At 61.9% G+C, this 24,869-nt stretch carries 27 protein-coding genes; 11 read left to right on the top strand and 16 right to left on the bottom strand.

The genetic code is table 11. From position 1 onward, the window contains the following. Positions 1 to 105: 105 nt before the first annotated feature. Together QNM96_RS11290 and QNM96_RS11285 are read left to right on the top strand one after the other, a co-directional pair. The gene (locus QNM96_RS11290; protein WP_283836437.1) at positions 106 to 438 is read left to right on the top strand and encodes a hypothetical protein; all 333 of its coding nucleotides are present in this window, start codon (positions 106 to 108) and stop codon (positions 436 to 438) included. Next, positions 439 to 885: a hypothetical protein gene (locus QNM96_RS11285; RefSeq protein ID WP_283836436.1), complete on the top strand. Its 447-nt coding sequence runs from the start codon at positions 439 to 441 to the stop codon at positions 883 to 885. A 57-nt stretch (positions 886 to 942) separates the two neighbouring features. On the opposite strand, the gene serB is transcribed toward QNM96_RS11285, so the two are convergent. After that, entirely contained in the window at positions 943 to 1,587 is a 645-nt protein-coding gene (gene serB, locus QNM96_RS11280; RefSeq protein ID WP_283836435.1) for a phosphoserine phosphatase SerB, read from the bottom strand. A gap of 176 nt (positions 1,588 to 1,763) precedes the next feature. Here serB and QNM96_RS11275 point away from each other — a divergent pair, with 176 nt between their 5' ends. Beyond that, positions 1,764 to 2,033 carry a hypothetical protein gene (locus QNM96_RS11275; protein ID WP_283836434.1) on the top strand — a complete coding sequence of 90 codons (270 nt, stop codon included), beginning with the start codon at positions 1,764 to 1,766 and terminating at the stop codon, positions 2,031 to 2,033. A gap of 175 nt (positions 2,034 to 2,208) precedes the next feature. Then, positions 2,209 to 4,368, top strand: a complete 2,160-nt coding sequence (gene ligA, locus QNM96_RS11270; protein ID WP_283836433.1) for an NAD-dependent DNA ligase LigA — start codon at positions 2,209 to 2,211, stop codon at positions 4,366 to 4,368. A gap of 90 nt (positions 4,369 to 4,458) precedes the next feature. Here the strand turns inward: ligA and QNM96_RS11265 are convergent, their stop codons facing one another. Further along, positions 4,459 to 4,854 carry a hypothetical protein gene (locus tag QNM96_RS11265; protein WP_283836432.1) on the bottom strand — a complete coding sequence of 132 codons (396 nt, stop codon included), beginning with the start codon at positions 4,852 to 4,854 and terminating at the stop codon, positions 4,459 to 4,461. Between the two features lie 886 nt (positions 4,855 to 5,740). Between QNM96_RS11265 and QNM96_RS11260 the strand changes: the two genes are divergently transcribed. Next, positions 5,741 to 6,121 carry a hypothetical protein gene (locus tag QNM96_RS11260; RefSeq protein ID WP_283836431.1) on the top strand — a complete coding sequence of 127 codons (381 nt, stop codon included), beginning with the start codon at positions 5,741 to 5,743 and terminating at the stop codon, positions 6,119 to 6,121. An 83-nt stretch (positions 6,122 to 6,204) separates the two neighbouring features. Here the strand turns inward: QNM96_RS11260 and QNM96_RS11255 are convergent, their stop codons facing one another. The 3 genes from QNM96_RS11255 to QNM96_RS11245 all read right to left on the bottom strand — a co-directional run bounded on the left by QNM96_RS11255 (position 6,205) and on the right by QNM96_RS11245 (position 8,393). Next, the gene (locus QNM96_RS11255; RefSeq protein ID WP_283836430.1) at positions 6,205 to 7,104 is read right to left on the bottom strand and encodes an ABC transporter permease; all 900 of its coding nucleotides are present in this window, start codon (positions 7,102 to 7,104) and stop codon (positions 6,205 to 6,207) included. Continuing rightward, positions 7,101 to 8,015, bottom strand: a complete 915-nt coding sequence (locus tag QNM96_RS11250) for an ABC transporter ATP-binding protein (protein WP_283836429.1) — start codon at positions 8,013 to 8,015, stop codon at positions 7,101 to 7,103. The genes QNM96_RS11255 and QNM96_RS11250 overlap by 4 nt, the downstream gene beginning before the upstream one ends. A gap of 108 nt (positions 8,016 to 8,123) precedes the next feature. Further along, complete coding sequence (locus QNM96_RS11245) at positions 8,124 to 8,393, bottom strand: hypothetical protein (protein WP_283836428.1); 270 nt, start codon at positions 8,391 to 8,393, stop codon at positions 8,124 to 8,126. A gap of 127 nt (positions 8,394 to 8,520) precedes the next feature. Between QNM96_RS11245 and QNM96_RS11240 the strand changes: the two genes are divergently transcribed. From QNM96_RS11240 to QNM96_RS11225, 4 genes are all read left to right on the top strand, one after another. Then, positions 8,521 to 10,263, top strand: a complete 1,743-nt coding sequence (locus tag QNM96_RS11240) for an excinuclease ABC subunit C (RefSeq protein WP_283836427.1) — start codon at positions 8,521 to 8,523, stop codon at positions 10,261 to 10,263. A gap of 109 nt (positions 10,264 to 10,372) precedes the next feature. Then, the gene (locus tag QNM96_RS11235; RefSeq protein WP_283836426.1) at positions 10,373 to 10,669 is read left to right on the top strand and encodes a translation initiation factor; all 297 of its coding nucleotides are present in this window, start codon (positions 10,373 to 10,375) and stop codon (positions 10,667 to 10,669) included. Positions 10,670 to 10,791: 122 nt separating this feature from the next. Then, positions 10,792 to 11,364, top strand: coding sequence for a GNAT family N-acetyltransferase (locus QNM96_RS11230; RefSeq protein ID WP_283836425.1), 573 nt, complete (start codon positions 10,792 to 10,794; stop codon positions 11,362 to 11,364). A 118-nt stretch (positions 11,365 to 11,482) separates the two neighbouring features. Further along, on the top strand, positions 11,483 to 11,965 hold the full coding sequence (locus QNM96_RS11225) for a GNAT family N-acetyltransferase (protein WP_283836424.1): 483 nt from the start codon (positions 11,483 to 11,485) through the stop codon (positions 11,963 to 11,965). A gap of 133 nt (positions 11,966 to 12,098) precedes the next feature. On the opposite strand, the gene uvrB is transcribed toward QNM96_RS11225, so the two are convergent. Then, entirely contained in the window at positions 12,099 to 14,153 is a 2,055-nt protein-coding gene (uvrB, locus tag QNM96_RS11220; protein ID WP_283836423.1) for an excinuclease ABC subunit UvrB, read from the bottom strand. A gap of 254 nt (positions 14,154 to 14,407) precedes the next feature. Between uvrB and QNM96_RS11215 the strand changes: the two genes are divergently transcribed. After that, the gene (locus QNM96_RS11215) at positions 14,408 to 14,845 is read left to right on the top strand and encodes a hypothetical protein (protein WP_283836422.1); all 438 of its coding nucleotides are present in this window, start codon (positions 14,408 to 14,410) and stop codon (positions 14,843 to 14,845) included. Positions 14,846 to 14,989: 144 nt separating this feature from the next. Here the strand turns inward: QNM96_RS11215 and QNM96_RS11210 are convergent, their stop codons facing one another. From QNM96_RS11210 to QNM96_RS11200, 3 genes are read right to left on the bottom strand one after another with little or no spacing between them, the layout of a single operon-like run. After that, positions 14,990 to 15,631: a cohesin domain-containing protein gene (locus tag QNM96_RS11210; protein WP_283836421.1), complete on the bottom strand. Its 642-nt coding sequence runs from the start codon at positions 15,629 to 15,631 to the stop codon at positions 14,990 to 14,992. Next, entirely contained in the window at positions 15,628 to 16,947 is a 1,320-nt protein-coding gene (locus QNM96_RS11205) for a hypothetical protein (protein WP_283836419.1), read from the bottom strand. Before QNM96_RS11205 ends, QNM96_RS11210 begins: the two co-directional genes overlap by 4 nt. 31 nt (positions 16,948 to 16,978) lie before the next feature. Next, complete coding sequence (locus tag QNM96_RS11200; protein ID WP_283836417.1) at positions 16,979 to 18,259, bottom strand: Tat pathway signal protein; 1,281 nt, start codon at positions 18,257 to 18,259, stop codon at positions 16,979 to 16,981. A 293-nt stretch (positions 18,260 to 18,552) separates the two neighbouring features. On the opposite strand from QNM96_RS11200, the gene QNM96_RS11195 reads away from it, so the two are divergent. After that, positions 18,553 to 18,822 carry a hypothetical protein gene (locus QNM96_RS11195; RefSeq protein ID WP_283836416.1) on the top strand — a complete coding sequence of 90 codons (270 nt, stop codon included), beginning with the start codon at positions 18,553 to 18,555 and terminating at the stop codon, positions 18,820 to 18,822. On the opposite strand, the gene QNM96_RS11190 is transcribed toward QNM96_RS11195, so the two are convergent. The 7 genes from QNM96_RS11190 to QNM96_RS11160 form a co-directional block, all read right to left on the bottom strand. Then, a complete protein-coding gene (locus tag QNM96_RS11190) occupies positions 18,730 to 19,029 on the bottom strand; it encodes a hypothetical protein (RefSeq protein WP_283836949.1) in 300 nt (99 codons plus the stop codon). The two genes, QNM96_RS11195 and QNM96_RS11190, sit on opposite strands and share 93 nt — an antisense overlap. Further along, positions 19,010 to 19,168 (bottom strand): hypothetical protein, encoded by a 159-nt coding sequence (locus QNM96_RS11185; protein WP_283836965.1) that lies wholly within the window; start codon positions 19,166 to 19,168, stop codon positions 19,010 to 19,012. The genes QNM96_RS11190 and QNM96_RS11185 overlap by 20 nt, the downstream gene beginning before the upstream one ends. A gap of 87 nt (positions 19,169 to 19,255) precedes the next feature. Beyond that, the gene (locus QNM96_RS11180) at positions 19,256 to 19,654 is read right to left on the bottom strand and encodes a DUF2267 domain-containing protein (RefSeq protein WP_283836415.1); all 399 of its coding nucleotides are present in this window, start codon (positions 19,652 to 19,654) and stop codon (positions 19,256 to 19,258) included. A gap of 84 nt (positions 19,655 to 19,738) precedes the next feature. Next, on the bottom strand, positions 19,739 to 20,869 hold the full coding sequence (locus QNM96_RS11175) for an ORC1-type DNA replication protein (protein WP_283836414.1): 1,131 nt from the start codon (positions 20,867 to 20,869) through the stop codon (positions 19,739 to 19,741). A 75-nt stretch (positions 20,870 to 20,944) separates the two neighbouring features. Further along, positions 20,945 to 21,112 carry a hypothetical protein gene (locus tag QNM96_RS11170; protein ID WP_283836413.1) on the bottom strand — a complete coding sequence of 56 codons (168 nt, stop codon included), beginning with the start codon at positions 21,110 to 21,112 and terminating at the stop codon, positions 20,945 to 20,947. Between the two features lie 101 nt (positions 21,113 to 21,213). After that, positions 21,214 to 22,524, bottom strand: coding sequence for an MFS transporter (locus tag QNM96_RS11165; RefSeq protein WP_283836411.1), 1,311 nt, complete (start codon positions 22,522 to 22,524; stop codon positions 21,214 to 21,216). Between the two features lie 191 nt (positions 22,525 to 22,715). Continuing rightward, positions 22,716 to 24,740 (bottom strand): helix-hairpin-helix domain-containing protein, encoded by a 2,025-nt coding sequence (locus tag QNM96_RS11160; protein WP_283836409.1) that lies wholly within the window; start codon positions 24,738 to 24,740, stop codon positions 22,716 to 22,718. Positions 24,741 to 24,869: the final 129 nt, after the last annotated feature.

Raw genomic sequence — 24,869 nt, 5'->3', positions numbered from 1 at the left:
GTTCTCTCGTCGGCGGTCGATTCGACGTGCTTTATCGAAGTCAACGCCCGATTCCACTCCGCTAGACCGAAACGCACATTCCTTTTGCCTGAAATAATTGTGACAATGGACAGACAACTCGAGTACGACAAAGGCCCAGCGGTGGACGAACAGGAAGACGAGGTAGGTTCGGGCGACGCCTCGAGTGGCGGCGATGATCCGGGACGTGACGGACTCGCACTCGTCGGATCGGTCGTCCGCTCGAGTAAAGTCGGACTCGGGTTCGGCGTCGGTTCGTTCGTCGCGGTCTATGCGATATGTTACCAGTTAGTAGGGGCGATGTTCTCCGCCGGACTGTTCGCAGGGGGAGACCAGGAACCGAGCCGGTGGGTGGTCACCGGGCTAACCGTGTTAGGGAGTCAGGGTGCAACGATCATGAACGGCGAGGAGCCGATATAGATGGGGTTCAGCGTGTACAGTAGCCTTACGTCCCACGTAACGGCGCTCGTTCCGATCGTCGTGCTTTCGACCGCCGGCTTTCTCCTCGTCCAGACACTGCGGGAAGCGAGACTCAAGGAAACGGCCAAAAGCGGTGCGATAGCCGGAACGTTCTTCGTCTCGAGTTACGTTCTCCTCTCGGTCGTTCTTGCTGAGATTTCGACCTGGATTCCCGAGGAAGAGGGAACGGGGACCGCTACTGGCGGGGCGGGGGCCGAAGAGTCCGAAGCGATCGCGGTCGCCGTCGACTCGTCGCTGGTTTTGACGACGGTTGGCACCGTGCTCTCGATCGCGCTGATTGGGGGAGCAATCGCAGTGTTCGTCTATCACTTGTCTGGACGAACCGAGTCACCCCGTTCGCGAACAGCGGACTCGGTTCAGTCCGAGTCCGACGAGGTATCGTCGTAGCTCGTCTCACAGGAACCGACTCGGGAGAATCGATGTCGCTCGGACGACTATTCGTCTTTACGTTCGATCGAGGACGCCTTCGGCGAGCAACGTATCTCGAACCTCGGCCATCGACGTGACGACGACCTCGCAGGCCGGTTCGACGGCCGGTTTCGGATCGAACCCGATCGGAAGTCCGGCAACCTCGAGCATCGGGAGGTCGTTCGCACCGTCGCCGACGGCAACCGTTTCCGCCATCGAGACCCCGACGTCGCCGGCGAGGCTCTCGAGTGCGGTATCTTTCGTCCCTTCGATGAGGGGACCCTCGACGTCTCCGGTTAGTTCACCGTCTTCGATCGGGAGTTCGTTCGACACGATGTAATCGACGGCGACGCCCTCGCCCTCGAGCGCCGTCGCGACGCCGCGCTTGAAGCCGCCGGTCAGAATCGCGGTGGTGACGCCGGCGTCATTGAGCGATCGAATCAGCCCTGCCGTTCCCTCGCGGAGTTCGACCTCGTCGAAGGCGGACTGGGCCTCGGCTTCGGAGAGTCCCTCGAGCAGCGCTGCGCGATCGCGGAGACTCTTCGCGTAGCCGATTTCGTCGTTCATCGCGCGTTCGGTGATCGCTTCCATCTCGTCGGCGACCCCGCATCGGTCGCCGAGCAGGACGGTCATTTCTGAATCGGAGAGCGTTCCGTCGAAGTCGAAAGCGACGATGGTCATCGACCGATGGTTTTCAGGCCGGGAATAAACCAGTTCAGGTTTTCGGTCGGACAGTAGGAGCTGTCTCTAATCTCCTCGGTTGCCATCGAAATCTCCCCGACGGCGAAGTTGCGGCAGGGTTACACGGGGGACGACAGAACTTTGTGTTACTGTCACATGGTACCGAGTGCATCGACATGAAACCGTGCCAAAACTGTCAGGCGGTCATCGACGAGTATCTCTTGGACAAACAACTCGAACCCCTGCGTGAACTCACGGTCGACGATTTCAACGTCTGCGTCGACTGCGCGACCATCGTTTCTGATGCGTGCGTGGAGTGCAACGGTGCGGTCTACGTTCCCCGAAGTGCGACTGCGACGCCCGACTACTGCCCGGCGTGTCGATCCGACCTTATCGAACGGACCGGTCAGGATCCCGGGTGGAATCTCGAGACTCCGTCTGTCTGAACGGCGCGTCGTGATACTGTCACGGATCCGGCTTGCGGATCCACTGTTTCCTCGAGTGGACAGTGACGTCGCACCGCCAAACAGCGGGCTACTGTCTACCTATTCGGTTCTTTTGGCCGTCCGATGCCGACACGAGAGACAGCGACTTTAACGGACCGGCGTTTACCCTTGAGTAATGTCAGTCGCCGACGAATCTTCGGACGACAACCCCTACCTCCGAGATCCGCCGACGGAATTTGTCCCCCTCGAGGAGCTCTCGGCGGAGGAGGCCGAACATCAGGTCGAGCAGCTCCGGGCGGCCATCCGCGAACACGACCGTCGCTACTACGTCGAGAACGATCCGATCATCGCCGACAGAACGTACGACGCGCTCTTCGCCAGGCTTCGGGAACTCGAGGGCGCGTTCTCGCTCTCCCATCCCGACAGCCCGACCCGAAGCGTCGGCGGGGAGCCCATCGACGCGTTCGAGACCGTAGAACACGTCGCGCCGATGCTCTCGATCGACCAGAGCGGAGACGCCGAAGACGTTCGTGAGTTCGATCGCAGGGTTCGCAACGAGGTCGGCGAAGGCGAGGGCGTCGAGGATATCAGCTATGTCTGCGAGCCGAAGTTCGACGGCGTCTCGATGGAGTTCGTCTACGAGGAAGGGAGCTTGGTGCGGGCGGTGACTCGCGGTGACGGCCACGAAGGCGACGACGTGACCCGAAACGCGCGCACGATCGGTTCGGTTCCTCAGAAGCTCCACGGCGATCCGCCCGACTTCCTCGCCGTCCGCGGCGAGGTCTACATGCCCAAAGACGAATTTCAGGCCCACAACCGTGACCGGATCGAACGCGGCGAAGAGCCCTTCGCGAACCCGCGAAACGCGACCGCGGGAACCATTCGTCAGCTCGATCCGACCGTGGTCGCACAGCGCCCGCTCGAGGTCTTTTACTTCGACGTGCTCGAGTCGAGCGAGCTCGAGGACACCCACCGCGAGGAACTCGAGCGGCTCCCGGAACTCGGCCTGCGGACGAACGACCGCGTCGAGGTCGTCGAAAGCGCAGAACGGAGTTCCGCGGACGCCGCAGGTGACGAAGGATCGGGAGATGCGATCGAGGAGGCCATCGACTACCGGGATCGACTGCTCGAGGCTCGAGACGACCTCCCCTACGAAATCGACGGCGTCGTGATCAAGGTCGACGACCGCGAAGCTCGCGAGGAACTGGGCCAAACGGCTCGTCACGACCGGTGGGCCTTCGCCTACAAGTTCCCCGCACGCGCGGAGGTAACCCCGATCGTCGATATCGCCGTTCAGATAGGTCGAACTGGGCGGGTCACGCCAGTGGCCCTGCTCGAGCCGGTCGACGTCGGCGGCGTCACCGTCTCTCGAGCGAGCCTGCACAACCCCGACGAAATCGCTGAGAAGAACGTCAACGTCGGCGATACCGTCCGCGTCCAGCGAGCGGGCGACGTGATTCCCTACGTCGAGGAGGTAATCGAGAAAGCGAGCGAGGGCCACTACGAACTCCCCGAGCGCTGTCCGATCTGTGAGAGTCCGATCGAACGCGACGGCCCGATGGCCTTCTGTACTGGAGGCCTCGCCTGCGACGCCCAACTTCGGCGTTCGATCGAGTACTACGCGAGCGATGACGGCCTCGACCTCGAGGGCCTCGGCGAAAAGAGCGTCCGCCAGCTGGTCGAGGCCGGCCTCGTCGACTCCATCGCCTCGCTCTACGAACTCGAGCGGGCGGAACTCACGGCCCTCGAGGGCTGGGGCGAAACCAGCGCGGACAACCTGCTCTCGGAACTCGCCGAGGCCCGCGATCCGCCGCTTCCGGACTTTCTCTCGGCGCTTGGCATTCCCCACGTCGGCCCGGCGACCGCACGCGAACTCGCACGGGAGTTCGGTACGTTCGCCGCGTTTCGCGAGGTAGTCGAGGACGAACCGGATCAACTCGAGGGGGTCGACGACGTGGGTGAGACGGTCGCCGAGACGATCCACGAGTTCTTCGCGAGCGAGGCAAACGCCGAGGCGGTCGACGACGTGCTCGAGCACGTTTCGCCCCAAGAGGTGGACACCGAGACCGACGCCGGTAACGAATTCGACGGGCTCACCTTCGTCTTCACTGGCTCGCTCGAGGGCGTCACTCGAGGTGACGCACAGGAGACCGTCGAAGCCCACGGCGCGAACGCGACGGGAAGCGTCTCGGGGAACACCGACTACCTCGTCATCGGCGAGAGTCCGGGGGCGACGAAGCTCGAGGACGCCGAGGAAAACGACGTGGACGTGCTCGAAGAAGGCGAGTTCCGGGAGTTTCTCGTAGAGCACGGGATCGATCTCGAGGGCGAGTGAGGAAACGGCAATTTCCCTCTGAGTCACTTCGTCGGTGGTATGCAACCGGTCGGTGTCGACGACCCGTCGAAACGCTCGGCTGCCGGCCGGTTAGAGTTCCTGAATAGCGAGGCGGTCGATATCCACCCGTCGACGCCGCGCTCTCGAATCACGGCCCCAGTAATCGCTGTAGGTGTACTCCACGATTGCCGATGCGGAGGCCCGTAGTTCGACGCCGAATTGATGGATGCTTCCGTCGGTTAGCTCAAACTGCGCGGAACCCGTTTTTTCGTCCCCACTGGACCACCCCAGGTCTTCTATTCGTTCCTTTACGATCGTGTCGTTCGACATGTTTCGAAGCAAGATGAAGAGTTCCGTAGATGCGTTGCCCGTCGTGGAGGTGGTCGTTCCCCGGGCTTTGTAGTCGACGTTCACCTGGTAGCTCCCGCTCTCACCGCGGGCATCGGTAAGCAACCGAACGACGTACTCCGAGGTGCCTCCGACCACGGTTCCACAGCACCTATATTCTCACGCAAGATTTTAAATTTAAATATGGTGTCGTATATGCCGAGCTAAGCGTTTATGCTAATTGCAAATGGAAAGAGATAATTGGTCCCGGACAGAGTGACCATCATTGAGATGCCGTCGGATCGCCGTCTCTTGGCACTGTGTTTGCTCTCGGCAGCCGTCGGGTTCGCGAGTTGGAGGGTGTTTCTCAGCCATTTGAACGGAGGGGTGATTCTCCTCGTAGCGATCGCGACGCTCGCGGTCTTGATGTTCGTAGACGGGTTCTTCAGCTATTAACGGCGGTGGGTCGACGGTTCGTGAGGTACCGCGTGAAACTCCGACGACGCCACCGGTAACGTCTCCGGAACACTGATTCTTATCGACGAAGACCCGGATGAAATGCGATGCGGGATCGAACGACGCCCCGATCGTCAACGGAAACGAGCCCCTGGAGTCGTTGTTGGACGGCAATCGACCTCGAGCACGGACGTGGAGCGATGCACGAAGTGGGGATTCGGGTTCACGTATTAGCAGTGCAGAAATTTTATTCGAGCCGATTCGGAACCGCGTACTATCTCCTCCGAATCGGCACTTCTCACGCCCTTCAGGCGCGTTCTTCTCATCGCCGTCGTGGCCGTTGGACTCGTCACCACTCCGTTTGGGTCGCCGATTCGGGTGTTTTCATCGCGTGTGGTCGTCAACAGCATACCAAGTACGTGGCCTTCGAAGCTCACGGCTTTGCCGGCCAGATTGTCTTCAAAGACGGGTTTGAACTAATAGAAGAAATTACGCAGAGCTAGCTCTTCACCGCAATCGCCATGGTTGGCTGAGTCTGTCCGGTTTCCGTCACCGTCACGCTATTAACCAGCCGCTCCAATCATAGTCTATGAGTAACGGTAGCATTGATCGGGAGTTGGCCGACGAACTCGAGAGCGTCTGTCGAACGGCGGTCGGCGACGAACTCCGAAGTATCACCTACTTCACCAAAGACGACGTCGAACAGTTGTATCTCAGATCCGATCTCGAGCAGACCGCAGACCTCGTCGGCTTCGCCGAACACGAGGCGCTGGGCTTTCGGTCGCAGTCGGCCTACCGCAACTCCCAACTCGGGGAGTACGAAGCGACGATACGGATGTTCGAAAACGGCTACCTCACTCGCGTTATCGCCGGCGATGCTGGCATCTGGGTGACGACGGATCCGCTCTCGATAGAGCGGTTCGAGGAGCTTTCGACGGCGCTGCAATCGGTTCTCGAATCCGAGAAGTAGACGAGTTTTTCAATCACGACACTACAAACCGAAACAGATCGGTCACCCGGAAACGAAATCGTGAACGGTGGCGTCCGAGCGGACTACAGATCGGTCCGGTCGAACCACAAGAGTGCGACAACCACCGGAAGGACGATCCAGAGTAGCAAGACGACGAACGAGAACCAATCCTGCAGGAAGAACGGAATTCCGTCCGCGAAGGCTCGATCTTGGACCATCCCCGCTCCCTCTAATCCGCTCGCTTCTGTGGTAAGGGTTAGCGCGTTTGCGAACGCATTACCGGGGTCGATGTTGTTGATGAACAGGGCCCAATCGGGGAGCCGCTCGGTCTGGAACCGATTCCCGTTAGCCGTGAAGGTGTATTCGACACCCGAGATGTACCCCTGCATTCTCAGCATGTCGAGTCCGATAATCATGATATTCCAGATGATATAGAAGAGGGCAAAGACGAAGAAGCCGGCTGCGGCGGCGACTGTCGTCGATCGAGTCAGTGACGAAATCGAGACGGCGATACTCGTATATGCGATCCCGTAGATGATCGAAATCGCCAGCAGGCCGAGGAAGTCACCGATTGCGAAGGAACCGATCATTATCCCGACGACGGCACCTGCGAGGAGGAAGCCGATCACCAGCGAAACTGTCAGAACCGCCGATCGTCCGAGAAGCTTTCCGAGGATAACGTCCCGTCTGGAATGCGGCAACGACAGCAACACCTTGATGCTGCCCGACTCCCGCTCACCCGCAATGGCCTTCCAGCCGAGCACGATCGCGATAACCGGGATGATGAGTCTCGTGCTTTGACTCAAGATCGAAATCAGTGCTTCCGTGGAGAACTCGTCTTCGAGGTACCCGACGAGCGCACCGAGCCCGACGATGATGAAGAAGAAAAAGACGCTGAGTCCCCAGAACAGCCACGAACGCACGGCGTCCTGAAAGTCCTTCTTCGCGATCGCTCGAACGCTTCCCGGATTGACCGAACTCATACTCGAGCCTCCGTTGTGTACGATCGGAACACTTCATCGAGCGACGCTTCCTTGGTCTGGAAGTCTTTGACCTCGAGTCCCTGTTCTTCGATCTCGTTCAGCACCGTCGTCTTCGACCCGTTACACTCGACGATGAGCGATGGCGGGCTCTCGTCGGTTCTAATGGAGGATACCTCCGGAAGCGCGCGGATTTCGTTGACCACGCCGTTGTCGATGCGGTCGACGCTCACGCGGAGCGTGGTTCCGCCGCTGACGGAGTCACGGAGCCCTTCGACCGTATCGATCGCGACCATCTCTCCCTCGCGGAGGATGCCAACGCGGTCACAGACTGCTTCGACCTGCTCCATGATGTGACTCGAGAAGAAGATCGTTGCACCGCGGTCTGCTTCCTCGAGGACGATCTCTCGCATTTCGCGGGCCCCGTTCGGGTCGAGTCCCGTCGAGGGCTCGTCGAGGATGAGGAGATCGGGTTCGCCGATCAGCGCCATCGCGAGCATGAGTCGCTGGGACATCCCCTTCGAGTAGCCGCCTGCTTTCTTGTCGATCGCGTCGGCGATGCCGACGCGTTCGACGAGTTCGTCCGGATCGTCGTCGGCATTTTTCGAATCGAGGGCGAACTCGAGATGCTGACGGCCGGTGAGCCGGTCGTAGGTCTCGAATCCTTCAGGGAGGACGCCGGTTCGTTGGCGGATGTCTCGGCTCTGTGCCTGCGCGTCCATCTCGAGGACGCTTACTTCACCGGCGGTCGGCCGGATGAAGTCGAGGAGGATGTTGATCGTCGTGGACTTTCCAGCACCGTTGGGACCCAGAAAACCAAACACCTCACCCTCGCGAACCTCGAAGCTGAGGTTCTCGAGCGCGAGCGTTTGGCCGTAGGATTTTGTCAGGGCATTGGCTTCTATCGCGGCCATAGGTGGCCTCTCTCACTGGGAGCCGATAAGGTTTTTCCACTGACGATAACGACCAGAAAACCTGATAGGCATTCTAAAACCCTGTAAATCCGTGTTAGATCGACACGCTTAGATCGGATCGTCCGGATCGTACTTTTCTGCCGTTCGTTCGACTTCCGAGGCGTAGCGCTCTCGAGTCTCCTCATCGGACACCATCTCGAGTTCGTCCGTGTCGATATCTGTCGCCGCGGTCACCGCTGAACCCTGCTGTAAGGACATCGCCGATCGCTCCCGTTGGTGATACCGCGAGCCGTCGGGCGTCGCATAGACGATGGTCACGAGATTTCGATCATCGAACGTCCGCTCGACCAGCCAGCACCGTTCCGTCGAGTCACTCATGATTCGTTCTTGCGGGTCGACCACCGAGAAAGTATCGCGTCGGGGTTTTGGGGAAGTCGGTACCTCGAGTCGGTGTGGGAGACGCTGTGACGGTAGGCTGAAACCCCTCGACTCCCTAGGCCCGCCGATGAACGCCGAGACGGTTCGCGAGCGCGCGACATCGTTACCGCGAGAGCCCGGCGTCTACCAGTTTCGAGCCGACGACGTTACCGTCTACGTCGGCAAAGCCGTCGACCTCCGGGATCGCGTGCAGTCTTATGCCGATCCGCGGAGCGCGCGGATACGGCGGATGGTCGACCGCGCCGACGACATCGAAATCGCCGTCACGGACACGGAGACCCAGGCGCTGTTGCTCGAGGCGAACCTGATCAAGCGCCACCAGCCCCGTTACAACGTCCGGCTGAAAGACGACAAGTCGTACCCGATGGTGCAGTTGACCGACCACGTGGCACCCCGAATCGAGATCACGCGCGATCCCAACGAGTCCGCGACCGTTTTCGGCCCGTACACGAACAAAGGGCGGGTTGAAACGGTCCTGAAGGCCTTGCGGGAAACCTACGGCGTCCGTGGCTGTTCGGATCACAAGTACTCGGGTCGAGACCGGCCGTGTCTCGACTACGAGATGGGACTCTGTACCGCGCCCTGTACGCGAGAGATCGACCTCGAGAGCTATGGTGAGGACGCGACCGCGGTCGAACGATTCCTCGAGGGCGAGACGGGGATCCTTGCGGACCCACTGCGCCGGGAGATGGACGCCGCGGCCCAGGAGCAGAACTTCGAACGCGCGGCCAACCTCCGAGATCGCCTCGAGTCCGTCGAGGCGTTCCACGGCGAGGGCGGCGAAGCCGTCCAGTCGGCGGGCCACGAACGAGCCGTCGACGTGTTGGGCGTCGCCGTGGAGGGCGAAGACGCGACGGTCGCCCAACTCCGCGCCGAGGACGGCAAGCTGGTCGAACGCGATCGACACGGCGTCGACGCGCCGGCTCCGGACCACGAGAGCGAGCGCATCGCGTCTGTCCTCGCGGCGTTTCTCGTCCAGTACTACGCCGAACGGGACCTTCCCGACGCGTTGTTGTTGCCCGAACGCCACGGCGACGAGGAGGTCGCGGCCTGGCTCGAGGCCGAAGGCGTCGACGTCCGCGTTCCGGGTGCCGGCCGGGAGGCGAAGCTGGTCGACCTCGCGTTGAAAAACGCCCGCAGAAACGTCGGTGGCCGCGACGAGTGTGGCATGCTCGCCGACGCGCTCGGACTCGAGTCCGCCGACCGAATCGAGGGCTTCGACGTGAGCCACGCCCAGGGGAAGTCGGCGGTCGGGAGCAACGTCGCGTTCGTCGACGGCAACGCCGAGAAGGCCGACTACCGCCGGAAGAAGCTCACCGACCAGAACGACGACTACGACAACATGCGAGCCCTCCTCGAGTGGCGCGCCCGCCGAGCCGTCGAGGGTCGAGACGACCGCCCCGACCCCGACCTGTTGTTGATCGACGGCGGAGCGGGACAGCTCGAGGCGGCTCGAGACGCGCTCGAGACCGTCGGCTGGGACGTGCCAGCGATCGCCCTGGCGAAAGCCGAGGAGCAGGTTATCACCCCCGATCGGGAGTTTTCTTGGCCGTCGGACGCCCCGCACCTGCACCTTCTCCAGCGCGTGCGCGATGAGTCCCACCGCTTTGCGGTGCAGTATCACCAGACGATCCGCGACGAGGTGAAGACGGTACTAGACGACGTGCCGGGCGTCGGCCCCGAGACGCGAAAACAGCTCCTCGGGCGGTTCGGGAGCGTGGAGAACGTCCGCGAGGCGACCCTCGAGGATCTGCGGAGCGTCGCCGGTGTCGGGGAGAAGACGGCGGAGACGATCAAGTCGCGACTGTAGAGGATGTCGTCTCGATTACGCCGTCTCGCTGAACAGCCCGACAGCTGTCTGCTACTCGCCCTTGGGATGCAGGGTTAGGTCTATACCCCGCGGCGTACAATGGTACTCCGTGTCAAACGACGACCCGCTCGACGACTTACTCGACGAACTCGACAGTCAGGGAGACCTCGAGACCTCCCAACAGAAGCTCTCGATTCGGATGGAAACCCGCCGGTACGGGAAGCCGGTGACGATCATCGAGGGATTCGACCTCTCGAATTCGGAAGTTCAATCGGTCGCGTCGGATCTCAAGGGAGCAGTCGGAGCCGGCGGAACGGTCGACGATGGTCGGATCGAACTACAGGGCGACCATCAGGACCGCATCCCGGAGTTGCTTCGCGACCGCGGCTTTGAAATTCGGAGCTGAGCGAACTCCCTGCTCTCTGAACTGAAGTGAGCCCGCTTCTCTCGAACAAGGGGTCCATTGCAGCAGAGAGTAATTCATAGAACATCGAGAACACCTTTACCACTCTCCGCCCAATTTCGGGTATGCACGTTCGACTCGCGACGGCCGAGGACCTCGAGTCGATCAGCGACGTGGCCAGGGAAACCTGGCACGACACCTACGACGAACTCGAGCCCGAGACGATCGACTGGGCGATCGACGAGTGGTACGGCGAGGAGGCGATTCCGCTCGAGGCACCCGGAACAGTGGTGCTGGTCGTCGAACTCGAGGAGGAGGGCGAGAGAGGCGACAGTCAGACGGTCGAGGACGCTAACGACGGAACCGAACTCGAAAATGCTGGTCACGAAGCCGAAGAGGAGGCGGCGGACGATATCGTCGGCTTCGCTCAGGCCATCGTCCACGGCGACACCGCGGACGTGCTTCGGCTATACGTCCACCCTGACTATCAGGGCCGCGGGATCGGGACGACGCTTCACGAGCGACTCCGAATCCAACTCGAGGCCTACGATATCGAGCGCATTCAGCTGATCGACTTCGCGTTCAACGACGAGGGTCGGGGTTTCTACGAGTCGCTTGGCTTCGAGCAGACCGGGGAGGGCGAGGTCGAGATCGACGGCGAGTTCTACCCGGAACTGGTGTACACGCTCGAGGTGTGACGACGGCTCGAGCGGGTTTTGCACTCGGGCTCGAGTCTGACTTGCGGTCCCGGATCCCGAATTGAACCCCCTCAGTTCGGGTGGAAGTTCTTTCGTGATCGCTGTGGGAGGCACGACCATGGAGATCAGACCAGCCACGGAAGCCGACCGCCGGGCAATCCGCTCCGTCGCCCGGGAGACGTGGCACGACACCTACGACGAACTCGAGTTCGAGACGATCGAGGAAACGGTCGCAGAGTGGTACAGCGACGAGGCCCTCGAGCGCGCCCTCTCGAGACCGGGAACGGCCTTTCTCGTCGCCGTCGTCGACGACGAAATCGTCGGCTTCACCCACGGCGTCGTGGAGGGAGACGAGGGCGACATCCTTCGACTGTACGTCCATCCCGACCACCAGAACGACGGCATCGGAACCGGGCTCCACGAGCGCCTTCGGGCGAACCTCGAGGATTTCAACATGAATCGAATGCGAGCGATGGATCTGGCGGGCAACGAGGGCGGGCAGGCGTTCTACGAGTCACAGGGGTTCGAACGAACGGGCGAAGGAGAGGTCGAAATCGGCGGCAAGAAACGGCGGGAAGTAGTGTACACGCTCGAGTTGTGATGATCTCGGACGTTCGGTCATCCCTTTATGCCTCGTTTCATCTCCTCGGACACTGTCTGATTTTGTGCAACGAGGGAAAAATACCCGCTGTTGATTCACGTCGTATTGCAATCGATGCGAACGAGCGGCCTCCTCAGAACTCTTCTGCCGGCGGCGCGATTCCCTCGTCGCCGCCCTCGAGTTCGAACTCCTCGCGGACCTCTCGCATTCGGTCTCGAATGTCTGCCGCGAGTTCGAACTCGAGGTTCTCCGCGGCTTCTTCCATTCGATCTTCGAGTTCCTGTATGTACCGGGCGGCTTCGTCGTCGTCCTCGAGGTCGCGTCCGGAGACGCTCGAGGTGTCGGTCTTGCTCCCCGGCAGGTTCGTCTCGCTGACCTCCTTTTCGATGGTCGTCGGCTCGAGGTCGTGTTCTTCGTTGTGTCGTTGCTGGATTCGGCGGCGACGCTGGGTTTCCTCGATCGCGTCTTCCATTGCGCTCGAGGGCTCGTCGGCGTAGAGGACGACCTCGCCGTTGACGTTCCGGGCTGCACGGCCCATCGTCTGGACGAGGGTCGTCTCCGAGCGGAGGAATCCTTCCTGGTCGGCGTCGAGAATCGCGACGAGACTCACTTCGGGGATGTCCAGGCCCTCCCGGAGCAGGTTGATTCCGACCAGCACGTCGATCTCACCCAATCGGAGCGACCGGATGATCTCGTGGCGCTCGAGGGTGTCCGTTTCGTCGTGCATGTACGCCACGTTCACCCCGGCTTCCTCGAGGTACTCGGTCAAGTCCTCGGCCATCCGCTTGGTGAGCGTCGTCACGAGGGTGCGTTCGTCGCGCTCGATACGGCCGTCGATCCGATCCATCAGGTTGTCGATCTGTCCGCTGGCTGGCGAAACTTCGACCTCTGGGTCGACGAGGTGGGTCGGACGAACGATCTGTTCGACGATCTGTTCGCTCTCCTCGCGTTCGTAGTCGCTCGGCGTCGCCGAGACGTACAGCGTCCGGTCGGTCTTTTCCTCGAACTCCTCGAAGGTCAATGGGCGGTTGTCGTAGGCCGTCGGGAGCCTGAATCCGTTCTCGACCAGCGAGTCCTTTCGGGACTTATCGCCGGCGTACTGGCCCCGAATCTGGGGGATCGTCTGGTGGGATTCGTCGACGACGGTCAGGAAATCATCGGGGAAGTAATCGAGCAACGTGTAGGGTGCCTCTCCGGAGTCGCGATCCGAGAGGTACAGCGAGTAGTTCTCGATTCCCGAACAGTAGCCCGTCTCCTGCATCATCTCGAGGTCGAAAGAGGTCCGCTCCTCGATCCGTTGGGCGGCGACGAGGTCGCCCTTGCGCTCGAAGTAGCTGATTCGGGAATCGAGGTCGTCCCGGATCTCGTCCATCGCGTTCTCGAGTTTCGTCTCCGGAATGGAGTAGTGCTCCGCGGGGTGGACGAGCACGGCCTGCTGTTCGCCCTTGGCTTCGCCCTCGAGGGGATCGACCTTGATCATACGGTCGATTTCGTCGCCCCAGAGCTCGACGCGGACGGCGTAGCGGCCGTACATCGGGTAAATCTCGACGGTGTCGCCGCGCACGCGGAAGGTCCCCTGCGTGAAGTCTACGTCGTTGCGCTCGTAGTTCAGGTCCACGAGCTGGGCGAGCAACTCGTCGCGGCCGACCTCCTCGCCGACCTCGAGCCGCAGGGACATGTCGATGTAGTTTCGCGGGTCACCGAGGCCGTAGATCGCCGACACCGAGGCGACGACGATGACGTCCTCTCGAGTCAGCAAGGATCGCGTCGCGGAGTGGCGGAGGCGGTCGATTTCGTCGTTGATTGAGGCGTCCTTGTCGATGTAGGTGTCGCTCTGTTCGACGTAGGCCTCGGGCTGGTAGTAGTCGTAGTAGGAGACGAAGTACTCGACGGCGTTGTTCGGGAAGAGGCTCCGGAACTCCTCGTAGAGCTGGGCCGCCAGGGTCTTGTTGTGGGCGATAACGAGCGTTGGCTTCTGGATCTCCTCGACCGTCCACGAGACGGTGTTGGTCTTTCCGGATCCCGTCACGCCGAGCAAGGTCTGTCTGTCCATTCCCGAGAGGTATCCCTCGGCTAACTCCTCGATTGCCGTGGGTTGGTCGCCGGCGGGGTCGAAGGGTGCGTCGACCTCGAACGGCTCGGCGGCGTCAGGACGGTCCGGCTGTAGTGGGCCTCGAGTGTCGCTCACGATGACCCGAATAGGGACTCGAGGCACTTTACCCGCACGCTTGGCGCTCGAGGCGGGGGCTCGAGTCGATAGAAGATGGAGAATTGACCGAACGAACAGGTGCGCAATCGGGGTTAAGTAGTCGTACCGGAGCGATTGGACGTTGGTAAACAGAGCAGAAGCGAGATGAACCCAGCGCCGTACAGTGACTACCAAATACCATACAGAAGACTAATGGAAAAAACACTTATTAAGTATCGGTATTGATTGACACTATGAACGAATCTATACTGTCTCGTCGATGTGTACTTGCTACAATCGGTATTTCGACGCTCTCTGGTTGTTCAGATTCACTACCGTTCAGTTCTGATAGCGGTATTCGAATGGGGAATATGCTCGTCGATAATTTAACTGAAGATTCGCAATCTATACAGCTTCAGCTATCGCGTGACGGCGAACAAGTCTATGATAACACCGTCGAAGTTGATGCGAATACGTATGAGATCGTTGACTCATCGTGGTCAACAGAACCGGCAGAGTACTCGCTTCTCTATGCTACTGCAGAAGAATTAGAGCGGATTTCTATTCCAGAGGACGTTGAGAAAACGGTTACTGCGGATGATTGCAACCATATCTGGGTAACATTTGGTGGGCCACGAGAATTCAACGTGGAAGTCACCGGTGACAAGGGATACGAAGAATTAACGTGCTGATACTTATTCGCAGTCCATTGAACCCGTCCTTGATTCGTTCAGACATCCGCCCTCGACTTTTTGCTGATGGCTGTGACGACTGATTTCCCTCTCGATTAGTGCCACTCGAGCAAATTACCCCAATCCGGCCAGTAACCGAGCCGCTTACCGCCGTCGCCGGAGGCCCACGAGCACCGCAAGCAGTAGCGATCCGAGTGCAACGGCCGCACCGAAGCCGTGCATCGGCTCGTCACCCGTCGCTTCCTCGATCTCGATCGTTCCGGTCCGCTCGATCGCGTTCTGTCGGTAGTCTCCAGATGTGCCCGCCGAACTGTCCGTGAACTCGAGTTCGGTCGGACCCAGCTCGGCGTCTTCGTCGACCTCGAACGTGATCGTCGCGACCGGGGCGTAGTTCGTCGTGCCGTCACCGGGTGGATCGCGCTCTTTCTGGATCGTGACGTTGCCGGTCTCCTCGTCTACCTCGTTCGTCCGGTGGATCTCGACCTCGTCGCCGTCTATCTCCTCCTCGAACCAGGTACCGTACTCGACGTTCGCAACCGAGAGGTTGTCGGTGTCGTGGCCAACGGTCACATCGATATCGGTCACGCCGTTTCCTGAGCCGTCGCCGTGACTCGAGAAGAGCACGTCGACCTCGACGGTTTCACCTGGGGCGGCCGTCACGTCCTCGTCGTCGAACGACATGACCGCGGAGCCGTCCCCGGCACCGACCGGCGCGACCAAGAGCGCGCTCGCGACCAGACAGACCGCGACCACGACCGCGCCTCGAGCGAGCCGTCCCGTCGTCATTCGTCGACCTCCGGAACCGTCAGTTCGACCGGCGGCATGTCCAGAAACGCCGTGTCGTACCCCTGGTGGCGCGCGACCTGCGGGAACGAGTCGATCTCGACGGTCACGTCGTCGCCCGATTCAACGTCCTCGAGGGGCCCGCCGTAGTGGAGGTCGAACTCGTCGTCGATCGTCTGCTCGAGCGAGACCGATTCGCCGTCGTCGACGGACGCCGACAGCGACATGTCCGCCAGCGGAACGCGGTTGTACGGCGTCCGCGGAGAGACGAGAAGATACTGCTCGTCGCCGTCGACGAGCCGTGAACCGGGCTCGAACAGTGTCGTCACGAAAACGGCGTCGCCGCTCGTGGCCTCCTCGTCGCCGTCGGCCGGCTTGAGGTGGGTGCCCGGATACTCCTCGGCGGGCGGCAACTCGGAGTAGGGAACGTGTGCGTGATCATCGTGCTCGCCGTCAGCATCGTGTTCGTGGTCGTGATGATCGTCATCGTCGCCGTGTTCGTGGTCTTCCTCGTCGTGATGGTGACCGTCGTCGCCGTGTTCGTGATCGTCGTCTTCGTGGTGGTGATCTTCCTTGTCCCTGTGGTCGTGTTCTCCGTGGTCCATCGGCTCGAGCGCGCCGAGTTCGCCCCACTCGTCTTCATCGAAGTACTCGACGCCGGCGACGACCTCCTCGCGGAACTCCTGGTCGTACTCGAACTCGAACGAAAGCGTCTGGGTTTCCTCGTACTTGCCCTCGAGTTCGCCCGTCGTTCGAACGTCGAGCGGAGGAAGTGTCACCTCGGCCGTGTGGGTTCCGTCCTCCTCGAGAGTGACGTTGTCGCCGAAGTGAAAGCCCATCTGCTGGGAGATCATCGGCCAGGGAGTCCGCGGCGAGCCGACCTGTTCGCCGTTTTTCTCGACTCGAAGCTGTGCGCCGCTGTCGACGGGGAGGACGATGCCGGTGTCGGTGTCCCAGACGGTCATCATGAGGTGGACGCCGTTGCCGTCCTCGGGCACTTCTTCTTGGATTTCGTTCCCGCTGATGATCCAGAAGGGATGCGGGTACGAGAGCATCGGTGCGAGCGTGTACTCGCCCGCTTCGACCGGCTCGAGCATCCGCATCGCCTCGCGGTGAGTCGGCAGATAGACCGCGTCCGGTTTGTCCTCGATTTCGTAAAATTGGGGCATCGCGGGGTCGTCGCTCGGATCCGGATCCGCCGATTCGTCGTCGAGCTCGAGCGTACAGCCTGCAAGGCCCGCAATCCCTGCAGCTGCGCCTGCGTGTACGAGAAATCGTCGTCGATCGATTCGCCGCTTCGTGTTGTCTGTGTCTGACATTGGTTGGTGTAATCGTTCGCTTTGGGGTCGACTATTCGGGCGACGCCGGTGGCAACGAGCGATGGGATCGAGGCGGGACGAGGTAGTTCCCTCGTCGGTCGACGAAGATGTAGCCCATGATCCCGTTGTTGAGGGTCTGCACGTCGAGATCTGCACCCGTCATCGCGTCTCGAACAGCCCGGAACTCCGTGAGTTCGCGCTGGAGCGAGAGGAAGTGCAAGCCCGGACTATCGCCGTCGACCGTGTTGAAGTCCCGCCGCAAGAGAAGCGGATTGCCGTTTTCTCGAGCCCGCGCGGCCTTCTGGGCGTGTCCCACGACGCCGGGGTTCGTCGCGTCTGCTTCGGTCGCCTCGATCCGCTCGTCGGTGAGTCCGCTCGAGGCTCCCAACGCTTCGCCGACCTCGCCCACCAGATCCTTTTCTGCGTGTTCCGGGCTGAACGTCTTCATCACGCGCTGGGTGTGGTTTTCCTGTTCGAACCAGACCTCGAGTTGAATCCCCATCGAGGAGAGCTGCTGGGTCGTCCCCCCGGCGAACGGCCCCGCTTCGATGGTGACCCGGTCTTCGGTCGCCTGACTCTCCCGAAAGCCGGATCGAAAGCCCATGAAAAACGGAGCGTCCTCCGGAACGGAGTCCGGAACGCCACCGACGTCCGTGTGTTCGGCCGGGAGGCCCTCGCCGACGAACCCGGTTCGGCGGTGGTCGTCGAGTCGCTCGAACACGCCCGTCAGATCGTCCTCGACCGGTTCGTCGTTTAGCTCCTCGAGTTCGCCAAAGAGCGCCTCTTCCGCCCGGAGCACGACATCGGCATGGTCGCTCGCGAGGTGGATCACCGCGTCGAACTCGTCGAACGCCGGATCCTCGCTGACGGTCAACGGCTCCGGCTCCGGTAGGTCGACGGCTTCGGGGAGCTCCCCGTCGAATCGGTCGAAGTACGAAGGCGTGTAGCCGATCGTAAACAGCAGTCCGTCGTTGCTCCACTCGTAGGCTCGCTCGAGCGTTCGGAGACTTGTCTCGACGGTTTCGCGCGCGTCGTCGAACGAGTCGCCGTCGCCATCGTCGAGTTTGGCCTCGAGGGAAAGTGCAACCAGCACGTGGTGTTCTGGCGGCTGGACGTTGCCGTCATCGTCGGTCTCGAGAAACCCGTCCCAGGCGTGTTGGCGCTCGGGAAGCGAGTCGTCGTCGGTTCCCGTCGGAACGTCGATATCGTCCTGCTCGTCGACGCAGGCGCTGATGGCGCTGGCTCCGCCGACCGCGACGGCCATTCGGAGGTAGTCCCGACGAGAGAGTCCGTTCCGCGCTGGAACTGTCACTGTCGAGGTGTTGGTCTCGAGAAATATATATGTGTATTTCGGGGTCGATTCCCACCGTTACCGTGAACGGACTCGCGCCGTTTTTCCGGAACTGACCTCCTCTTCAGCCGTACAGAGGCTCGATTCTGGCCGTCTCGGTGAGACCGAACGCTATTCGGCCGTCGTCAAACTCGGCAAAGGTTGCGACGGTTCCTGGTTCTCCCGCTTCGACCCGAGCGACTGAACCGAACTGGTTCGGCAGTCTTCGAAGGGGACCCACAGCGTTTTGGGCGATGTCGTGGTGGCGTCTGGGTATGGCCGCTACCAAACTTCAGAACGCTCGCACGGAACTCGAGGACGCCGTCGAAACCGCGGACGACGACGTTCGCGACGACCTTCGCGACGCGGCGGGCGAGTTCGCCGAACTCGCATCCGACGCCGACGACGTGGATCACGCGGTCCTCGATACCCACCTCAACACCCTTCGTCAGCTAAAGAAACGAGCGGGCGGCGAAACCGAGTCGGCCGTCGACCGCGCGCTCGAACACGCCGAGGACTACCGTGAGAACCTCGATCAGGCCTGAGTAGCGTATTCTCGCCGTCCCGAATAACCGATACTCGAGACGGCCTCGATACGATTCCCTCGACGATCGATCTTGCACGTCCACCTCGGCGTTCGTCTCGGCTAGCAACTCCTCGAAGCCGATGTGCTCGAACTGGTCGACTCGAGCGACGAACTCCGACTTGGGAAACCGACGGCCCGACCCGCCGTCAGTGAGCGGACCGCTCAACTCCCTCGGAAGCTGTGCCGCGATGTCGGTCGCCTGATCTTCGCTCAACCGCCCGCGTCGCGTCAATCGCGGTCTCGTCGTAAATGCCGCCCCGCTTTCCCCCGTCGATTCGTTCGTTCACGGCCTCGAGAAACTGCATCTGGTCCATGTCCGGCCCCACAGCGGGCCGCTCCCTGAGGGGTTGGGGAGCACCTGCAGGCGGCGCTCTCGTTACCGGCCCTCCCGCTTACTCGGTCGCGACCGTGTCGAGATCCTCGAACAGATCGTCGTAGCCAAAGGCCTCGAACCGGTCCAGAAGCGTCTCTCGCTCCGTTTCGTCGACGTGTTCGATCACCGTCGAGACGACTGCCAGCGTGATCGTCTCCGTCTCGCCCGTATCCGCCCTGTCGGTGCGCTTTTCGATGCGCCGGAGAAACTCCTCGGTGGCGAGTCGTTCGTCGTCGCTCCCGTGCGTGAGTTCGTCGCCGATCTTCTCGGGTAGTTCCCCGTGGAGTCGTTGTGCATCGGCGGTCTCGAGTTGCTCGCCGAGGGTTCCCAATACGGCTCGAGTCGCGTCAGCCGCGTCGTCGCGGTCCGCGAGCTCTGCCCGCCGTTCGATGGTCTGATAAAATTCGTCTCGCTCCATATCGGCGATACGGCCGGCCGACCGGTGGGCGTTCGGCTGGCGAATGCATGTCGGAACGATACGCGGAGAAGCGTCCGCCGCGAGCTACTCGAGCCGATCCAGCACCGCCTCTTTCTCGTAGGCGAGCGTCAACGACCGTGATCGACCGCGGCCGTCGATTTCGGCGTAATCGGCTTCGATCAGCCCGAGTTGGTCGAGTTTATTGACGATTTCCGAATACCGGGTGTAGCCCAGTTCGGTTTCTTCGCGGAAGGCCTCGTAAACGTCGCCGGCCTGTTCGCCGTCGTTGGTGGCGATGACCTCAAGCAGAGCACGTTCCGTGTCGCTGAGCCCGGAGAGGCTCTGGGAGAGGCTCACGTATTTGGACTTCTCATAAGCGTTCTCGACGTCTTCGCGCTCGACGACGCGACTGGCGCGCATCTCGGCGGTGAGTCCCGCCCGTCGAAGCAGGTCGATGCCGACCCGGAGGTCGCCGCTGTCGGCGGTCAGTTCGCCGACGTATTCGAGGGTATCTCGGGTGATAACGCCCTCGTTGAACCCCTTGCGGACTCGTTCGTCGAGGATGTCGACGATCTCGGGCTGGTCGTACACCGGGAAGTAGACGTCCTCGGGGCGGAACACGCTCTGGACGCGCGAGTCCAGTTCGTCGATCACCTCGAGGGTCGGATCCGAGGAAACGACGACGACGCCGATCTTCGCGCCGGGATACTCCTCGTGAGCCCGGAGCAAGGAGTAGAGCGTATCCGAAGCCTCGTTTTCGTAGAAGAGGTAGTTCACATCGTCCAGTGCAACGACGAGGACGCGATCCTCCTCAACGAGTTTCTCGGCGATCTGGCCGAACAGCTTCTTGAAGGAAATACCTGAAGAGGGTGGCTCGTAGTCGAAGGTTCCCTCGAACAGTCTCGAGAACACCGAGTAGCGCGTCGAGTTGACCTGACAGTTGACCCGAATCGTCCGAATGTCCCCGGTCTGTGCGCCGACTTCATCGAACAGTTTCTGAATCGAGGTGGTCTTGCCGGTCCCGGGCGGTCCCCGAACCATCACGTTGAGCGGGCGCGACCCTCGAACCGCAGGGCGCAAGGCGTAGGTCAGGCTCTGGGTCTGACTCTCGCGGTGTTTGAACGTCTCAGGGACGTAGTCGATCTCGAAGACGTGTTCGTTGCGGAACACGGATTCGTCCCACGACAACATCCCCTCCTCGGGGTCCCCATCCATTAGTTTCACCACGCTCTCCGAGCTACTTAGTTGTTTTTGGCGTACGGGCGGTTCCGTTTCCGATAATATCCCGTTTCAGGCCGTCTCGATCGGTTTGATCCATCGGTCGAGATCTGCCGGCGCGATCCGGGAACTGTGAGCGACTCGAGCGTGTGCTCGGGCTAGCGTTTCCGCCTCCCCGTCGCCGTCGGCCCGGAGCATGAACGAACAGCGCTCCCGCGGGCATTCGAATTGGTATGGCATACCCGTAGGTTCGTGCGAACGGGAATAGCCGTTGTACTTGCACATCCGTGGCGGGGGTATCGGAATTTTGCAGATTCCAAAATTGCGTACCGATTCCTGTATTACCCGTCGAACAGGACGATTCCGACGATAACCGCGGTCACGGCCATGAGCGCCCCGCCGGTCAGAAAGAGCATCGCGTAGGAGCTGACCGAGAGCAAGAATCCGAACGCGACCGGCGACACCGAAATCGCACCCGTCTTTCCGACCTCAAGGACGCTGACGATGCGCCCGCGGACGTCGGCGGGGGCGCTCATCGTGACGATATCGTTCGCGACCGGATCGAAGAGGCCGTCGCCCATGCTCGTCAGTCCGAGGATGGCGATGACGGCCCAGGTATCGGTCGTCAGGAGGAGTGCCCAGGTTCCCGCGCCGAAACAGAGTAGACTCGAGACCAGAATCGTCGGGCGGCTGATGCGGGTGGCGAGCCATCCGGCGTAGGGGGCGGCGACGAACCGTCCGATCCCCAGGACGGCGACCGCCACGCCGCCGATCAACTCGCTGGTTCCAAGCACCGTCACCGCGTACAGTGGGATGAACGTAAACAGCGCGTAGCGCACGAAAAAGAGGACGATAACGCCGAAGATGACGATACCGGCCTCCCTCGTGAGCGCGTTCCAGACTTCCCGTACCATCGTGCCAATGCGGGAACTAACGGCCGGAGCGGGCGTGTCGCCCAACGGGAGCGTGTCCGGGTTTCCAGGCGTTCCAGTGCCGGGGTTCTCGAGCGTTCCAGCCTCAGGGTTCGGCGAGGCGTCGGATTTGCTGCCGGCAGAAACTCCCTTCGAAGAACCAGGGTCTGGCGACGAATCGGGTTCCGGGAGCCAGAAATAGCACATGACGAACGCGACGAACGTGATGCCATACAACAGGAATGGGAGCCGCCAGGAGACGTCCACGAGAACGCCGGCGGCCAGCGGCGAGACGATGCCGCCGAGGCCGGTAATGCTCGTGAGATACCCTTGCGCCGTGGTCGCGGTAGCTCCGTCGTAGAGGTCGCCGATCAGCGTAATCGCCATCGGAAGCAGGCCCGGGAAGGCACACCCCTGAACCGCACGGAGGAGCAGGATTACCGCGAAGGTGTCGACGAACCCGATCAGCACCCCGGCCGCGCCGTAGACCAGCAGCGACCACAGAAACACCGTCCGTCGACCCCAGATATCCGTCACGGCGCCGACCGTCGGGATAGCGACCACCGCCGTCAGGAAGAAGGCGGTCATCACCATCCCGACTCGAGCCTCCGTCAGGTCGAACGTCGACGCCATCCCCGGCAGCGCCGGGGAGACGAGCGTACTCGAGAGCACGCCGACGCCGGCGAGCGCGAGAATAGCGTAGAGCTTCGGATCGGCTTTCAGTGCGTTCGATCCCGTCATTGGACTACCCCGCAGTCGGCGGCTCGACTCTCGGCAGACGCCCTATTCTTGTCACGTGTTGGCAATCAACCACGATCGAACGTAACTCGACAGGTTGTAAATAGGTGCCGACTTTCGAAGATTCCGCGACCGCTAGTGGATACTCGGTAGCGGAAGAACCGCCATCGGGCCTCATTCGACATGCTTCGGCCTCACTCGAACTTCTCGAGCAGTCGGTCGTAGAACACGGCCTCGCTTTCGTCGGCTAGCTTCTCGACGATCAGCTCCGGCGTTGAGCGCGCGAGGTGATCCTTGATCGGCGAGCGGTTGACCTCGAGTTCGCCATCAACCAGTCCAACGGCTTCGATGCCGTCGACGGTCACGTCGTAGGCGGCCATCTCGCGGATTTCCCCCGCGAGGTGGGAGACGAACACCGCCGTCGCCCCGTTTTCGGATAACGCCTCGAGAATTCCCGCGATAATCTTCGCCGACGCGCCGGGTTCGGTGATGCTCTCGAGTTCGTCGACCAGCACCAGCGATCCCTCGCCGCCGTCGGCCAGGCCGGCGAACTGCTGAACCGTCGACTCGAACGCGCCCGCGTCGAGGGTGCCCTGGGTCTTAGCATGATAGTGGAGGTCATCAAAGCGTTCGAGCCGAACCCGATCCGCCGGAACTGGAAGTCCCATGTGGGCAAGCACGACAACGCTCGCAACCAGATCGAGCGTCGAGGTTTTCCCGCCGCTGTTGACCCCCGACAGGAGGGCGACGCCGGCAACGTCGTAGTCGACCGGCTCGATCTCCTCGAGCGGTTCCGAGAGCAACGGCGAGCGGCCGCCGTCGATCTTGAACCCGCCTTTCTCGCCCCGATTGTCAGCGTTCGCGCTCGTCGAACCGTCCGACTCCTCGCCGATGAACTCCGGCATCGTACACTCGAAATCGCGGGCGAACCGGGCGATCGCGAGCTCGACGTCCAACTCGAGAGCGGACCGGACGAGTCCCTCGGCACTCTCGCGTCGATCGGCAAGGTCCGCCGCGAGATCGCGTTTCAGCCGCGCGCCACGGCGTTCTTTAGTCGCCGTGAGTTCCTCCCGAAGTCGGCTCACGGTCCCTTCGTCCCGTTCGACCGGAAACGTCGGCTCGTCGCCGAAGGCTCGGCGGGCGAGTTCGGCCTCGCCCGCATCCAAATCGAGCGCATCGATCAGGTGTTTGCGGGCGGCCTCGACGGCCGCGGCGTACTCGTCTGCCAACTCTCGAGAGAGCAACGAGTCGACGCCGGCTCCCTGTTCGACCAGCGAGAGCAAATCCGATCCTTCGATCGTGACGTCCTGCTCGCGGATCGCCTGTCGAAGGTGATCGTTGGCGACGGATTCGCCGGCTCCGACTGCCGCGTCGAGGTCGTCGATGGCCGTCGCGAGCCGATCCAGCTCCTCGTCGCCGGCGACCGTTCCGTCTCCGTCCACCCGCGACAGGCCGTCCTCGAGCGCATCGAGATCACAGTCCGTCTCGAGGTCGGCGTTGCGGTGGACGGAGATCGCCGCCCGCAAGCTGTCGCGATTGCGCGCGAAAAAGGCTAACGAGCGTTCGGGGACGACGTCCGCTGGGTTCTCGAGGGCGTCGGGACGAACCTGTACGTCGCCCTCGACGGTGACGCCGGCGAACGCCTCGTCGAGCGCGATCACTGTCGAGTAGCCCCGAGCGAGCTCGGCCAGTCCCTGTGCGTCTTCGACAACCTCGACGGAGAGTTCGGGAATCGCCTCTCGAGCGGCCGTATACCGCTCGGCGTCGGTCGTCGCCAGACACCGCTCGCGGACCTGTACGTCGCCGCCGGTCTCGAGCGGCTCGACCCCTTTGAGCGCCTCGAGAACTGCCGGGTCGGGGTCGCGCTCGAGCGCCTCGCGCGCGAACCTTTGTACTTCTTCGATCCGCGACCGGCACGGACTCGGGTAAATCGTCTCGAGACGCTGGGCACCGTAGGCGGTTACGGTGCGGTCTTTGCACAGCGAAAGGACCTCCCGGTAGATCTCGCGCGCACGATCGGTCGCGAGAAAGCCGCCGGGATCGTCGTGTTCGCGTCGAATCGCCCCGCGCGCGATGCGGGCGGCCCGCCCCTGCGTGATCCCCGGGGCTTGTGCGAGCGCCGCCACGTCGCCCGTTCTAAGCGCCTGCTCGGGGTCGTCGAGCGCTGCCAGCGAACGTGCGGTCTTCTCGCCGACGCCCGGAATCGTCTCGAGCTCCATCGACCGGGCTATTCTATCGAAACGAGAAAAAGGTCCCGTCCGCGCGGTGGGTCACTGCTCGAGTCGCGCTCCGGACGGGGTGGTCCGTCCGATTCGCTCTATTGCCTCTCGAGGCGTCGTTACCGGTTT

The organism is Halostagnicola sp. A-GB9-2 (assembly GCF_030068615.1).
GTDB lineage: Archaea > Halobacteriota > Halobacteria > Halobacteriales > Natrialbaceae > Halostagnicola.
The sequence above is the reverse complement of the archived record's forward strand: the minus strand, read 5'-3'. Positions and strand labels throughout refer to the sequence as shown.

What these genes read in the sequence shown, in the direction of transcription:
- QNM96_RS11290 (WP_283836437.1), top strand. Translation starts at nt 106, where the DNA reads ATGGACAGACAACTCGAGTACGACAAAGGCCCAGCGGTGGACGAACAG.
- QNM96_RS11285 (WP_283836436.1), top strand. Translation starts at nt 439, where the DNA reads ATGGGGTTCAGCGTGTACAGTAGCCTTACGTCCCACGTAACGGCGCTC.
- serB (WP_283836435.1), bottom strand. Translation starts at nt 1,587, where the DNA reads ATGACCATCGTCGCTTTCGACTTCGACGGAACGCTCTCCGATTCAGAA.
- QNM96_RS11275 (WP_283836434.1), top strand. Translation starts at nt 1,764, where the DNA reads ATGAAACCGTGCCAAAACTGTCAGGCGGTCATCGACGAGTATCTCTTG.
- ligA (WP_283836433.1), top strand. Translation starts at nt 2,209, where the DNA reads ATGTCAGTCGCCGACGAATCTTCGGACGACAACCCCTACCTCCGAGAT.
- QNM96_RS11260 (WP_283836431.1), top strand. Translation starts at nt 5,741, where the DNA reads ATGAGTAACGGTAGCATTGATCGGGAGTTGGCCGACGAACTCGAGAGC.
- QNM96_RS11255 (WP_283836430.1), bottom strand. Translation starts at nt 7,104, where the DNA reads ATGAGTTCGGTCAATCCGGGAAGCGTTCGAGCGATCGCGAAGAAGGAC.
- QNM96_RS11250 (WP_283836429.1), bottom strand. Translation starts at nt 8,015, where the DNA reads ATGGCCGCGATAGAAGCCAATGCCCTGACAAAATCCTACGGCCAAACG.
- QNM96_RS11245 (WP_283836428.1), bottom strand. Translation starts at nt 8,393, where the DNA reads ATGAGTGACTCGACGGAACGGTGCTGGCTGGTCGAGCGGACGTTCGAT.
- QNM96_RS11240 (WP_283836427.1), top strand. Translation starts at nt 8,521, where the DNA reads ATGAACGCCGAGACGGTTCGCGAGCGCGCGACATCGTTACCGCGAGAG.
- QNM96_RS11230 (WP_283836425.1), top strand. Translation starts at nt 10,792, where the DNA reads ATGCACGTTCGACTCGCGACGGCCGAGGACCTCGAGTCGATCAGCGAC.
- QNM96_RS11225 (WP_283836424.1), top strand. Translation starts at nt 11,483, where the DNA reads ATGGAGATCAGACCAGCCACGGAAGCCGACCGCCGGGCAATCCGCTCC.
- QNM96_RS11215 (WP_283836422.1), top strand. Translation starts at nt 14,408, where the DNA reads ATGAACGAATCTATACTGTCTCGTCGATGTGTACTTGCTACAATCGGT.
- QNM96_RS11210 (WP_283836421.1), bottom strand. Translation starts at nt 15,631, where the DNA reads ATGACGACGGGACGGCTCGCTCGAGGCGCGGTCGTGGTCGCGGTCTGT.
- QNM96_RS11205 (WP_283836419.1), bottom strand. Translation starts at nt 16,947, where the DNA reads ATGTCAGACACAGACAACACGAAGCGGCGAATCGATCGACGACGATTT.
- QNM96_RS11195 (WP_283836416.1), top strand. Translation starts at nt 18,553, where the DNA reads ATGGCCGCTACCAAACTTCAGAACGCTCGCACGGAACTCGAGGACGCC.
- QNM96_RS11185 (WP_283836965.1), bottom strand. Translation starts at nt 19,168, where the DNA reads ATGCAGTTTCTCGAGGCCGTGAACGAACGAATCGACGGGGGAAAGCGG.
- QNM96_RS11180 (WP_283836415.1), bottom strand. Translation starts at nt 19,654, where the DNA reads ATGGAGCGAGACGAATTTTATCAGACCATCGAACGGCGGGCAGAGCTC.
- QNM96_RS11175 (WP_283836414.1), bottom strand. Translation starts at nt 20,869, where the DNA reads ATGGATGGGGACCCCGAGGAGGGGATGTTGTCGTGGGACGAATCCGTG.
- QNM96_RS11170 (WP_283836413.1), bottom strand. Translation starts at nt 21,112, where the DNA reads ATGCCATACCAATTCGAATGCCCGCGGGAGCGCTGTTCGTTCATGCTC.
- QNM96_RS11165 (WP_283836411.1), bottom strand. Translation starts at nt 22,524, where the DNA reads ATGACGGGATCGAACGCACTGAAAGCCGATCCGAAGCTCTACGCTATT.
- QNM96_RS11160 (WP_283836409.1), bottom strand. Translation starts at nt 24,740, where the DNA reads ATGGAGCTCGAGACGATTCCGGGCGTCGGCGAGAAGACCGCACGTTCG.